This window comes from Pseudomonas sp. p106 (assembly GCF_003936645.1).
Taxonomy (GTDB): domain Bacteria; phylum Pseudomonadota; class Gammaproteobacteria; order Pseudomonadales; family Pseudomonadaceae; genus Aquipseudomonas; species Aquipseudomonas putida_E.
Genome location: NZ_RHQR01000015.1, coordinates 113838 through 126790, shown reverse-complemented (window position 1 = coordinate 126790; position 12953 = coordinate 113838). Strand labels below are relative to the sequence as shown.

Annotated in this window: 7 protein-coding genes; 3 read left to right on the top strand and 4 right to left on the bottom strand. The window is 63.6% G+C overall.

Annotation, left to right across the window (positions count from 1 at the left end):
• Positions 1 to 11 precede the first annotated feature (11 nt).
• Both EGJ09_RS18670 and EGJ09_RS18665 read right to left on the bottom strand, forming a co-directional pair.
• On the bottom strand, positions 12 to 1319 hold the full coding sequence (locus EGJ09_RS18670) for an FAD-binding oxidoreductase (RefSeq protein ID WP_046788050.1): 1308 nt from the start codon (positions 1317 to 1319) through the stop codon (positions 12 to 14).
• Between the two features lie 30 nt (positions 1320 to 1349).
• Entirely contained in the window at positions 1350 to 2714 is a 1365-nt protein-coding gene (locus EGJ09_RS18665; protein WP_125924535.1) for a glutamine synthetase family protein, read from the bottom strand.
• A gap of 431 nt (positions 2715 to 3145) precedes the next feature.
• Here EGJ09_RS18665 and hrpA point away from each other — a divergent pair, with 431 nt between their 5' ends.
• A complete protein-coding gene (hrpA, locus tag EGJ09_RS18655; protein WP_125924534.1) occupies positions 3146 to 7051 on the top strand; it encodes an ATP-dependent RNA helicase HrpA in 3906 nt (1301 codons plus the stop codon).
• Between the two features lie 145 nt (positions 7052 to 7196).
• Positions 7197 to 8318 carry a beta-ketoacyl-ACP synthase III gene (locus tag EGJ09_RS18650; protein WP_125924533.1) on the top strand — a complete coding sequence of 374 codons (1122 nt, stop codon included), beginning with the start codon at positions 7197 to 7199 and terminating at the stop codon, positions 8316 to 8318.
• A gap of 122 nt (positions 8319 to 8440) precedes the next feature.
• Here EGJ09_RS18650 and EGJ09_RS18645 read toward each other — a convergent pair whose 3' ends face one another.
• Positions 8441 to 9685: a putative porin gene (locus EGJ09_RS18645; RefSeq protein ID WP_125924532.1), complete on the bottom strand. Its 1245-nt coding sequence runs from the start codon at positions 9683 to 9685 to the stop codon at positions 8441 to 8443.
• Positions 9686 to 9953: 268 nt separating this feature from the next.
• Between EGJ09_RS18645 and EGJ09_RS18640 the strand changes: the two genes are divergently transcribed.
• On the top strand, positions 9954 to 11081 hold the full coding sequence (locus tag EGJ09_RS18640) for a GNAT family N-acetyltransferase (protein WP_046788090.1): 1128 nt from the start codon (positions 9954 to 9956) through the stop codon (positions 11079 to 11081).
• A 13-nt stretch (positions 11082 to 11094) separates the two neighbouring features.
• On the opposite strand, the gene EGJ09_RS18635 is transcribed toward EGJ09_RS18640, so the two are convergent.
• Positions 11095 to 12927, bottom strand: a complete 1833-nt coding sequence (locus tag EGJ09_RS18635) for an ABC transporter ATP-binding protein (RefSeq protein ID WP_115274127.1) — start codon at positions 12925 to 12927, stop codon at positions 11095 to 11097.
• Positions 12928 to 12953 lie beyond the last annotated feature (26 nt).

Below are 12953 nucleotides of genomic sequence, written 5' to 3'. Positions count from 1 at the left end.
GGGGAGCGTAATCAGCGCAGTTTTTCCAGCATCTGGTAGTACCACATCCCTGCCGCCAACAGCGGATTGCCCAGCAGGTCCCCCATCGGCACCTTGATGTGCTTGCACCCGGCAAAGGTATCGAACTTCTCTAGCGTTCCGGTCAGCGCCTCGGCCATGATTTCACCCATGATGTGGCTGGTGGCGATGCCGTGCCCCGAATAGCCCTGGCAGTACCAGACGTTGTCCGAAAGCTTGCCCAGCTGCGGTATGCGATTGACCACGATACCCATCGCGCAGCTCCACTGGAACTCGATCGGCACCCCTTTGAGGGCCGGGAAGGTACGCTCGATGCACGGGCGCAGCTCACCTGCGATATCACGGGAATCCTTGCCCGAATAGTTGGCGCCGCCGCCGAACAGCAGGCGTTTGTCGGCAGTGAGGCGGTAGTAGTCGAGCACGAAACGGCAGTCGTACACCGCCAGGTCCTGGGGGTTGATCTGTTCGGCCAGTTCGCCCAGCGGCGCGGTGGTGACGATGCCACCCATGGCGGGGAAGATCTTGCCCTTTAGCTGGCGCTTTTCCAGTTTGTGGTAAACGTCGCCGGCCAGCATCACCTGGCGTGCTTCGATTCGGCCTTGGGCAGTGACCACTGCAGGGCGCGGGCCGTGCACGATGTCCAGTACCTCGGAGTTCTCGAAGATCAGCGCGCCCAGTGCATGGGCGGCACGCGCCTCGCCCAGGCACAGGTTGAGCGGGTGCAGGTGCAGGTTGCGCAGGTTTTTCAGCGCGCCCAGGTACAACGGGCTTTGCAGGTGTTCGGCAACCGAGTTGCGGTCGAGCATGTGCACCTGATCACCCATGCCGCGGCGCTGCGCTTCGGCCTCGAAGGCGCGCAGCTCGTTGAGGTGTGACGGTTTCATCGCTGCATGCAGGTGGCCGCGCTTGAGGTCACAGTCGATGCCATAGCGCTCGACCCGCTGCTCGATGATCTGGTGCCCGCGCCAGCGCAGGTGCCAGATGAAGTCATCCACTTCACTGCCCAGGCGGTCGCGCATCTGCGTGCGCATGGCTTCGTCGCCCGAGAGGCTGCCGGTGACCTGGCCGCCGTTGCGGCCGCTGGCGCCCCAGCCGATGCGGTTGGTTTCCACCACCGCCACTTTCAGGCCGCGCTCGGCCAGCTCCACGGCGGTGGCTACGCCGGTGAAACCGCCGCCGATAATGGCTACGTCGACCTGCACGGTGCCCTTGAGCTGCGGGTACTGCGTGTGGTCGTTGAGGGAGGCACTGTAGTAGGACGGCGCGCGCTGGGCCGGGCCGTTGTTCACTGCTGCGTTCATGGGTGTTCCTTATTCTGAATAGGGTGAGGCTCAGGCCTGGTGCAGGTACCAGCGCCAGTCCTGTTCGCTGACTTCGGCCATGAACTGGCGATACTCGGCGCGCTTGACCTTCAGGTACACCCCGAGGAAGTCCGCGCCGAGTGCTTCGCGTGCCCACGCCGAACGCTCCAGTGCGTCGAGGGCGGTCAGCCAGTCGGTGGGCAGGTGCTCGGTGGCCTGGGCGTAGCCGTTGCCTTCGACCGGTGCGCCCGGGTCGAGTTGTTCGCGGATACCGCGGTGGCTGGCAGCGAGAATCGCCGCAGCGGCCAGGTACGGGTTGGCGTCGGCGCCACAGATGCGGTGTTCGACATGGCGGCTGTTGGCCGGCCCGCCGGGCACGCGCAAGCTGACCGTGCGGTTGTCGACACCCCAGGTTGGCGCCAGCGGTGCATAGCTGTTGGCCTGGAAACGACGGAACGAGTTGGCGTTGGGGCAGAACAGCAGCAGCGAGTCGCGCAGGTGGCGTAGCATGCCGGCAACCGCTTGGCGCAGAAGGGGAGTGCCGGCCTTGTCTTCGCTGGCGAACAGGTTGTTGCCGGCGCTGTCGGCCAGGCTCAGGTGCATGTGCATGCCGGTGCCGGCCAGTTGCGCGAAGGGTTTGGCCATGAAGCACGCCTGCATGCCGTGGGCGTGCGCCACGCCTTTGACCAGGCGCTTGTAGCGCACGGCCTGGTCCATCGCTTCCAGGGCATCGCCATGCTCCAGGGTGATTTCCACCTGGCCTGGGGCGTATTCCGAAATCGCCGTGCGGGCCGGGATGCCCTGGGCTTTGCAGGCCGCGTAAAGGTCGGCGAGAAACGGCTCTATCTGCTCCAGTTCACGCAGGCCATAGACCTGGGTGCTGCGCGGGCGGCCGCCATCATTGTCCAGGGCCGGTTGCGGCCGGCCTTGGGCGTCACGCTGCTGGTCGAGCAGGAAGAACTCCAGTTCGCACGCCATCACCGGGTGGTAGCCGTCGGCCTTGAGCGTTTCGATGGTGCGCAACAGCACATGGCGCGGGTCGGCGACGCTGGCCGGCAGGCCTTCGCTGGGGTGCATGCTGACTTGCACGGCGGCGGTCGGCACGCGGCGCCATGGCAGGCGTACCAGGCTGCCCTCCAAGGGGTAGGCGCGGCAGTCGATGTCGCCGACGTCCCAGACCAGCCCGGAGTTTTCCACGTCATCGCCATTGAGGGTCAGGCCCAGGATGGTACTGGGCAGCGGGCGGCCGCTCTGGTAAACCGCCAGCAGCTCGTCGCGGTGCAGCAGCTTGCCGCGCGGCACGCCGTTGGCGTCGAGGATGAACAGTTCGAACAGCTCGATATCGGGGTTTTCGGCAAGGAAACGTCGGGCGTGTTCAACGGGGGCAAAGTGCATGAGGGATTCGCTCGTGTGCATACAGGACCGCCGCTTGGCGGCGGTCCGGCTGAGTCAATCGGCCGAAAGGTGGCCGGGCTTTGTCAGATGCGCGAGTGAAGTGTCCGGTGGGCGGGCGTGGCGGCAATGCCAGAGGGCCCAGAAGGCCAGAATCACATGGACCAGCGGATTTTCACCGGCGCAGGTGCGGGCCTTCGGTAGCGAAGGGCGCGAAAGCGGCGGGGCGATGGGCTGGACGGGGATCATGCATTGGATACTCACATGCGACGTCACGTTGATTAAAGCAGTGAATGGCAACCTTCACTCTGGTAACGGCTAAACATTGGCGGGGCCGGTACAGACAGCAAAAAGCCGGTAAATCTGCGACAATCGCGCATCCTTCGAATGCCGATCATGCAAAAGCAGGCTCACCTGCATCACTAAAAAGCCCCATGACTGACCACGCCATCGACAAACTGCTGCAAAACCTCGACCACGCCATGATCGCCGACCGCCATCGCTTGCGCCGGCAACTGCATGAGCTGCGCAAGCGCCCCGACGAGGCCAAGCTCGCGCAGTGGGTGGAGAAGGTCCAGGCGTCTTGCGCCCAGGTGACCGCGCGTCAGCACAGTGTGCCGCGCATCCGCTACGACGACAGCTTGCCGATTGCCGCCAAGCGCGACGAGATCAAAAAGGCATTGGCTGAAAACCAGGTCCTGGTGATTGCCGGTGAGACCGGTTCGGGCAAGACCACCCAGCTACCCAAGATCTGCCTGGAGCTGGGCCGCGGCAGCCACGGCCTGATTGCCCACACCCAGCCACGGCGGATTGCCGCGCGCAGTGTTGCTGCCCGTGTGGCTGAAGAGCTGGGTACACCGCTGGGCGCCCTGGTCGGTTACCAGGTGCGGTTCGAGGACCAGAGCGACGCCAACACCTTGGTCAAGCTGATGACCGACGGCATCTTGCTGGCCGAAACCCAGCATGACCGCTTCCTCGAGCGCTACGACACGATCATCGTCGACGAGGCGCACGAGCGCAGCCTTAACATCGATTTCCTGCTCGGCTACCTCAAGACCCTGCTGCATCGCCGCCCGGACCTGAAGCTGATCATCACTTCGGCGACCATCGACCTGGAGCGCTTCTCCAAGCATTTCGATGGTGCGCCGATCATCGAGGTATCCGGCCGTACCTACCCGGTGGACACTTGGTATCGCCCGCTGACCAGTGAACAGGACGAAGAAGGCAACCAGGTCGAGGACGACCTCACCGTCGACCAGGCGATCCTCGCCACCCTCGATGAGATCGCCCACCACGAGCGCAGCGAGGGCAAGGGCCCCGGCGACGTGCTGGTGTTCCTGCCGGGCGAGCGCGAGATTCGCGATGCCGCCGAGATCCTGCGCAAGGCCCAGTTGCGTCATACCGAGATCCTGCCGCTGTATGCGCGCCTGTCTCCGGCCGAGCAGCAGCGTATCTTCCAGTCGCACACTGGCCGGCGAGTGGTGCTGGCCACCAACGTGGCGGAAACCTCGCTGACCGTGCCAGGCATCCGCTATGTGATCGACACCGGTACCGCGCGCATCAGCCGCTACAGCTACCGGGCCAAGGTCCAGCGCTTGCCGATCGAAGCGGTATCCCAGGCCAGTGCCAACCAGCGTAAAGGCCGTTGCGGCCGTGTCGAGCCGGGCATTTGCATACGCCTTTACAGCGAAGAAGACTTCAACGGCCGGCCAGCCTTCACCGACCCCGAGATCCTGCGCACCAACCTGGCGGCGGTGATCCTGCAGATGCTGCACCTGCGTCTGGGCGCCATCGATGCCTTCCCGTTCATCGAGCCGCCGGATGGCAAGGCCATCAGCGACGGTTTCAACCTGCTGCAGGAGCTGTCGGCGGTCAACCGCGAGAACCAGCTGACGCCCCTGGGTCGTCAACTGGCGCGCTTGCCGATCGATCCCCGGCTGGGCCGGATGCTGCTCGAAGGCGCCCGTCAGGGCAGCCTGCAGGAAGTGCTGATCGTCACCAGTGCATTGTCGGTGCAGGACCCGCGCGAGCGCCCGCCGGAGCGTCAGCAGGCGGCTGACCAGGCGCATGCGCAGTGGAAGGATGTGGATTCCGATTTTGCCGCACTGGTCAACCTGTGGCGAGGCTTCGAGGAGCAGCGCCAGGCGCTGACGGCCAACCCGCTACGCAACTGGTGTCGCAAGAATTTTCTCAACTATTTGCGCCTTCGCGAATGGCGTGACGCCCATCGTCAGTTGGCGCTGATCTGCCGTGACCTGCAACTGACGGTGAACAAGGACCCGTCCGACTACCAGAAGATGCACAAAGCCATCCTCAGCGGGCTGCTCAGCCAGATCGGCCACAAGACCGAAGACGGCGACTACCAGGGCGCGCGTCAGCGGCGCTTCTGGGTGCACCCGTCCTCGGGCATTGGCCGCAAGCGCCCGCAGTGGGTCATGGCCGCCGAGCTGGTGGAGACCACCAAGCTGTATGCGCGCATGGTGGCCAAGATCGAGCCCGACTGGATCGAGCCGCTGGCGACTCACCTGGTCAAGAAAAACCACTTCGAACCGCACTGGGAGAAGAAGCGTGGGCAGGTGGTGGCCTACGAGCAGATCACCCTCTACGGGCTGATCCTGGTCGGCCGCCGCCCAGTGCATTACGGTCCGATCGACCCGGTTACCTCGCGTGAGCTGTTCATACGCGAAGGGCTGGTTGGGGGCGAAATCCAGTCGCGGGCCAAGTGCCTGGCCGCCAACAAGCGCCTGCTTGAAGAGCTCGACGAGCTGGAAGCCAAGGCGCGTCGGCGCGACATTCTTGCCGATGAAGAAACCCTCTACGCCTTCTATGAGGCGCGCCTGCCAGCGGAGATCCACCAGACCGCGACCTTCGACAGCTGGTACCGCATGGGCAGCCAGAAGGATGCCAGCCTGCTGATCATGCGTGAGGAAGACGTGTTGGCCCGTGAGGCCAGCGAAGTCACTGCGGCGCAATACCCGGACAGCCTGCAGGTCGGCGAGCTGCGCCTGCCGCTGAGCTACCACTTCGAACCAGGCCACCCGCGTGACGGCGTGACGGTAAGGGTGCCCGCGCCGCTGTTGCCAAGCCTGCCGGGCGAGCGTCTGGAGTGGCTGGTGCCGGGCTTGCTTGAAGCCAAGTGCGTGGCGTTGGTGCGCAACCTGCCCAAGGCCCTGCGCAAGAACTTCGTGCCGGTACCGGACTTCGTCAAGGCGTCGCTGGCACGCATGACGTTCGGCCAGGGTGCCTTGCCTCAGGCTTTGGGCCAGGAGCTGTTGCGCATGACCGGTGCCCGTGTGTCCGATGAGGCCTGGGCAGAGTCGGTAGGCCTGGTCGAAGGGCATCTGCGTATGAACATCGAGGTGGTCGATGGCCAGGGCAAGTTCCTCGGCGAGGGCCGCGACCTGGCCGAGTTGACCGCACGCTTTGCCGCCGCCAGCCAGGCAGCGCTGGCTGTGCCGCGCGACGACAAGGGCGCGCAGCCGGTGCAGGCCAAGGCCTTCAGTGAAGTGAAACAGACCGCCCAGCAGAAGATCGCCGGGCTGTCGATGACGGTGTACCCGGCATTGGTGGAAGAGAGCGGCAGCGTGCGCGAGGGGCGTTTCTCGACCCAGGCCGAAGCCGAGTTCCAGCATCGCCGTGCCTTGCAGCGCCTGTTGCTGCAGCAGTTGGCAGAGCCTGCCAAGTTCCTGCGCGGCAAGCTCCCGGGGCTGACCGAACTGGGCTTGCTGTACCGCGAACTGGGCCGTGTCGAGGCGCTGGTGGAGGATATCCTGCTGGCCAGCCTCGACAGTTGCATCCTCGAGGGGGAGGCCACGCTACCGCGCGATGGCGCAGCATTGGCCGGGCTTGCCGAGCGCAAGCGCGGCAGCTGGGCCGAGCATGCCGAGCGCCTGGCCCGCCAGACGCTGGAAGTGCTCAAGCTGTGGCACGGCCTGCAGAAGCGTTTCAAAGGCAAGATCGACCTGAGCCAGGCGGTGGCGCTGAACGACATCAAGCAGCAGTTGGCCAACCTGGTGTATCCGGGCTTCGTGCGCGAGACGCCTTCGGCCTGGTTCAAGGAGCTGCCGCGCTACCTCAGGGCGGTGGAGTTGCGCCTGGAGAAGCTTGGCAGCCAGGTGCAGAAGGACCGGGTGTGGAGTGGCGAGCTGACCAACCTCTGGGCCCAGTACAAGGCCCGTGCCGACAAGCACGCCCAGGAAGGCAAGCGCGACGAGCAACTGACCTTGTACCGCTGGTTGCTGGAAGAATATCGGGTGTCGCTGTTTGCCCAGCAATTGGGCACGAAAGTACCGATTTCTGACAAACGTCTCAGCAAACAGTGGTCTCAGGTGGAAGCCTAAACCCCGCAAGTTGTGGCAATATTGAGGCAATTTGGGGCCGCATTGCGGCCCCTTGCGGGTTCAACCTGCGCCTTGAACTTGGTACTAAAGTGCTATTACTCCAGCCAGCGCCCTGTGGCGATGGCCTTTGACCAGAGGAACGATCGTGCATAACGTCGTGATCAGCGGCACCGGCCTGTATACCCCGGCCCAGAGCATTTCCAACGAAGAACTGGTGGAATCCTTCAACACCTGGTCGCAACAGTTCAACCGCGACAACGCTGCCGCCATCGAGCGCGGCGAGGTCAAAGCTGCGCCGCTCTCCGATGCCGCCTTCATCGAGAAGGCCTCGGGCATCAAGAGCCGCTTCGTCATGGACAAGGCCGGCATTCTCGATCCGCAGCGCATGAAGCCGCGCCTGCCGGAGCGTTCCAACGACGAGCAGTCGATCCTTTGCGAGATGGGCGTGGCCGCTGCCCGTCAGGCACTCGAGCGCGCAGGCCGCACCCCTGCCGATGTCGACGGGGTGATCGTCGCCTGCTCCAACCTGCAGCGCCCGTACCCGGCCATCGCCATCGAAGTGCAACAGGCGCTGGGCATCCAGGGCTTCGCCTTCGACATGAACGTGGCTTGCTCCTCGGCCACCTTCGGCATCCAGACCGCAGCCAACAGCGTGCAACTGGGCCAGGCCCGTGCGTTGTTGGTGGTCAGCCCGGAAATCTGCACCGGGCACCTGAACTTCCGTGACCGCGACAGCCATTTCATTTTTGGTGACGCTGCCACTGCCGTGCTGGTCGAGCGTGCCGACCAGGCCACCTCGGCACACCAGTTCGATATCCTCGGTACCAAGTTGCAGACCTCGTTCTCCAACAATATCCGCAACAATTTCGGCTTCCTCAACCGTGCTGCGGAAGAGGGCGTCGGTACGCGGGACAAGTTGTTCGTGCAGGAAGGCCGCAAGGTATTCAAGGAAGTCTGCCCGATGGTCGCCGAGCTGATCGGCAAGCACCTGGGCGAGAACGATCTGCAGCCCTCCGACGTCAAGCGCTTCTGGCTGCACCAGGCCAACCTGAGCATGAACCAGCTGATCGTCAAGAAGCTGTTGGGGCGTGAAGTGGCCGAGGAAGATGCACCAGTCATTCTCGACCGTTATGCCAACACCAGCTCGGCGGGGTCGGTGATTGCCTTCCACCTGTACCAGGATGACCTGGCCAAGGGTTCGCTGGGCGTGCTGAGCTCGTTTGGTGCGGGCTACTCGATTGGTAGTGTGATTCTGCGTAAACGCTGACAGTCAGCCCTGCGCCGGCTTGCCGGCCGCAGGGCCAGTGCGTTTCTCGCAGGCAAAAAAAGGCAGGAAATGCCGGATGGGGTCGGCATTTCCCGCCTTGAGTGAAGCTCAGGCGTTGCAGCTTAGAACTTGGCTTCCAGGTCCACCTGCAGCGTGTCGACATCGGCATCGCTGTTCGGCAACTGCGACAGGTCGGTCTTGGCCATCAGGTAGGCAGCGCCCAGCGAGAAGTTCTTGTCGATTTCATAACCGACCTTGAACTTGTGGCCGCGCGAGCCGGTGTAACCGTTGCCGAAGTCGGAGTCGGTGAACAGGCTGACCACGGCGTTGCGCTGAACATCGCGGTAGTTGTAATCCAGGCTCCAGGCGCCGACTTTGGTCTTCAGGCCAGCCAGCCAGGCCTGGTCTTCGCCATCGGTGCTTTCGGTGTTCTTCACGTACTGGCCATACGCCGACAGCGGGATGGCCAAGCCGGTGAAGTCCACCTGGCCGAAGCCTTCCACCAGGTTGAACTCGTTGGTGGTATTGCCGAACGACTGCAGGATGGTCGCTTCCTTGTCGTTGTCGTAGCCATAGATGCTCGCGCCGACGGTGAGCTTGAGCACATCGGCCGGGGCGAACTTGGCGCCCAACTGGCCGTGGTAGACCTGGGCGTCGTGCTTGTACTGCACGCCGTCGCCGTCCACGTTGTCCTTGAGCGTGTACTGGCCCGCGCTGGCGAAGACTTCGGCGCCGCCGAGGTCGGCTTTGTAGGTGGCGGCAACGCCTTCCGGGTTGATGTCGCCGTCCCAGATGATGTCACCCATGCTCACCCAAGGCTGTGCCATCTTGCCGCCGATCAGGTGCAGGTTCGGTACTGCGCTCGGGTGCCAGTCGAGGTAGGCCTGGTCGACCCACAGCGATTTCTTGTCGAAGTAGTTATCGAAACTCTGGTTGGTCGATCGGCGGTCTGCGCTGCTGCCGGTGGCGATGCGGATGCCTGCGTCGACTTGCGGGTTGATCTCGCTGTAGAAACCGACGCGGGCGCGAACGCGCTGGCGGTCCTGGTTGCCGCTGCTGCTGTTCGGGTCGTCGACGTTGACGTCCTCGTAGCGCAGGCGGATATCGCCTTTGACCTGGGTCTTGGCGGCCCATGCCACTTTCTGTTCGAAGGAGCTCATGCGTTCTGACTGAGCTTTCTGGTCGGCCTTTTCCTTGGTTTCTTTTGCCAGGTCACCTTGCAGTTCGTTGTACTGCGCCTGGTTGATCGAGCCGTTGGCGCGGAGCATTTCGAGCAGCTTGGCGTCGACAGCCGCACTGGCCGGAGTACTCAGAGCCAGCATCATGCCGGTGAGGCTCACTCCGGTAAGTGTAGAAACAAGACGCATAAGGTTCTCCCTACTGAAAAATATTGGGGAGGCTCAGCGTCCACCCCCATGTTGGCATGTCTTCGGAAAGGGCCTGAATAGACAGGTTCTAGGGTTCCGGAAAACAGGCGCAAGTATTGCGGGGGCGAATGACAGAATAATGTCTATTTGGTGGCACTGCCGTTAAGTAATTGAGAATGAAAGGATTGGGCCGGCATTCGGCATTCGGCATTTGAGTGAGAGGCCGGTATTCCCTGATACTGATGCCCTCACTCCGCGAGTCGACATCGTGACCAGCCTCTACAGCCTTGCCCATCTGCGTGACCTGCCTGCCGCGACCTGGGACGCCCTGGTACCTGCCGGCCAACCCTTCCTGCGCCATGCGTTCCTGAGCGCCCTGGAGGACAGCGGCAGTGTCGCGCCAGCCACCGGCTGGGCGGCGGAACACCTGGTGCTGGAGCGTGACGGGCAAGTGCGCGCGCTGTTGCCGGCGTACCGCAAGTGGCATTCGTACGGCGAGTACGTGTTCGATCATGGCTGGGCCGACGCCTGTGAGCGTGCTGGTATTGCCTATTACCCCAAACTGCTCGGCGCCGTGCCGTTCAGCCCGGTCAGCGGGCCGCGCCTGCTCAGCGTTGACCCGGCCGATGGCCTGCTCATGCTCCAGGCATTGCCTGAGTATCTGGGCAAAGGCGGGCTATCCGGGGCTCACATCAACTTCACCGACCCTGGCCTGGATGCTCAGATGGCCGGCCTGCCGGGCTGGATGGAGCGCCTGGGATGTCAGTTCCATTGGCGCAACCATGGCTACCGCGACTTTCAGGACTTTCTCGACAGCTTGAGTTCGCGCAAGCGCAAACAGATGCGCAAGGAACGTGAGCAGGTTGCAGGGCAGGGCATCGACTTTCGTTGGTACCGTGGCGATGAACTTGAGGAGGCTCAGTGGGATTTCGTCTACCTCTGCTACGCCAATACCTACGCAGTGCGCAGGCGTACGCCCTATCTGACCCGTGAATTTTTCAGCTTGCTGGCGCAGCGCATGCCCGAGGCCCTAAGGGTCGTGATGGCGCGTCAGGGCGGTCGCGATGTTGCCATGGCCCTGAGCCTGGTGGGTGGCGACAGCCTGTTTGGGAGGTACTGGGGCTGCCTGGATGAGTTCGACCGGCTGCACTTCGAGACCTGTTTCTACCAGGGCATGGACTTTGCGATTGCCGAAGGCTTGCAGCGCTTCGATGCCGGCGCGCAGGGCGAGCACAAGCTGATTCGTGGCTTCGAGCCGGTGCTGACCCGCTCCTGGCATTATCTGCTTCACCCAGGCCTGCGCCGGGCGGTGGACGATTTCCTGCAGCAGGAGCGGGCAGGGGTTATGGGCTATGCCGAAGAGGCACGGGGGATGTTGCCTTACCGCCGGGATTGAAACCCGACAGGCCTCAATCCACCCCGACGAACCCGCCCGTCTGGTGATGCCACAGCCTGGCATACAAGCCTTGTTGCGCCAGCAGTTCACTGTGGCTGCCACTTTCGACGATATGCCCCTTGTCCAGCACCACCAGGCGGTCCATCCGCGCAATGGTCGAGAGGCGGTGGGCGATGGCGATCACCGTCTTGCCTTGCATGAGGGTTTCCAGGCTTTCCTGGATCGCCGCTTCGACCTCCGAGTCCAGTGCTGACGTGGCCTCGTCCATGATCAGGATGGGCGCGTTCTTGAGCAGCACCCGGGCTATAGCGATGCGCTGGCGCTGGCCACCGGACAGCTTGACCCCGCGCTCGCCCACATGCGCGTCGAAGCCCGTGCGGCCCTGGGCATCCGACAACTGTGGAATGAATTCGTCGGCACGGGCCCGGCGCACCGCCTCGTGCAGCGCTTGCTCGCTGGCATCCGGGCGGCCGTACAACAGGTTGTCGCGGATCGAGCGATGCAGCAGTGAGGTGTCCTGGGTGATCATGCCGATCTGCGCCCGCAGGCTGGCCTGGCTCACCTCGGCGATGTCCTGCCCGTCGATCAGGATACGCCCGCCCTGCACGTCGTAAAGGCGCAGCAGCAGGTTGACCAGGGTCGACTTGCCGGCGCCGGAGGGGCCGATCAGGCCGATCTTTTCGCCCGGGCGGATGTCCAGGTTCAGCCCGTCGATGACGTTGCGGGCCTTGCCGTAGTGGAAGTCGACGTTATCGAAACGCACCGCGCCACGGGTCACTTTCAGCGGCGCTGCCTTGGGCTTGTCGGTGACGGTGACCGGCTGGGCGATGGTCTGCAGGCCGTCCTGCACCATGCCGATGTTCTCGAAGATGCCGTTGACCACCCACATGATCCAGCCCGACATGTTGACGATACGGATCACCAGCCCGGTGGCCAGGGCGATGGCGCCGACGGTGATCAGCGACTGGCTCCACAGCCACAGGGCCAGGCCGGTGGTGGCGACTACCAGCAAGCCGTTGAGGCTGGTGATGACCACGTCCATGCTGGTGATCACCCGCGACGCCAGCTGGGTCTTTTCGGTCTGCTCTCGGATCGCTTCGCGGGCGTACTGCTGCTCGTGGTCGGTGTGGGCGAACAGCTTGAGGGTGGCGATGTTGGTGTAGCCGTCGACGATGCGCCCCATCAGCCTGGAGCGGGCGTCGGAGGAGATCACCGAGCGCTCCTTGACCCGTGGCACGAAGTAGAACAGCGCGGCGACATAGCTGGCAATCCAGACCAGTAACGGCAGCATCAGGCGCCAGTCGGCCTCGGCGAACAGCACCAGCGAGGTGATCGCATAGATCAGCACGTGCCACAACGCATCCACCGCCTGCACGGCCGAGTCGCGCAGCGAGTTGCCAGTCTGCATGATGCGCTGGGCGATACGCCCGGCAAAATCGCTCTGGAAGAAGTTGAGGCTCTGCTTGAGCACATAGGTGTGGTTTTGCCAGCGGATCAGGCTGGTCATGCCCGGGTTGATGGTCTGGTGCACCAGCAGGTCATGCAGGCCAAAGAAGATCGGCCGCAGCAGCAGGACCACCACCAGCATCCAGATCAGCTCGCCGCTGTGCTCGCTGAAGAAGTTGGCATTGGGCGTGCCCTGGGCCAGGTCGATGATGCGGCTCAGGTAGCTGAACATCGCCACCTCGATCAGCGAGGCAACCAGGCCGACCACCAGCAGGGCGAGAAAACTCGGCCACACCTGGCGCAGGTAATAGAGGTAGAAGGGCCACACCTGGGTGGGCGGCGACTCGCTGGGCGCGTCGCGGAAGATGTCGATCAGTTGCTCGAAACGGCGGTACAGCATGGGTGACAACACTCCTGTTCAACCCG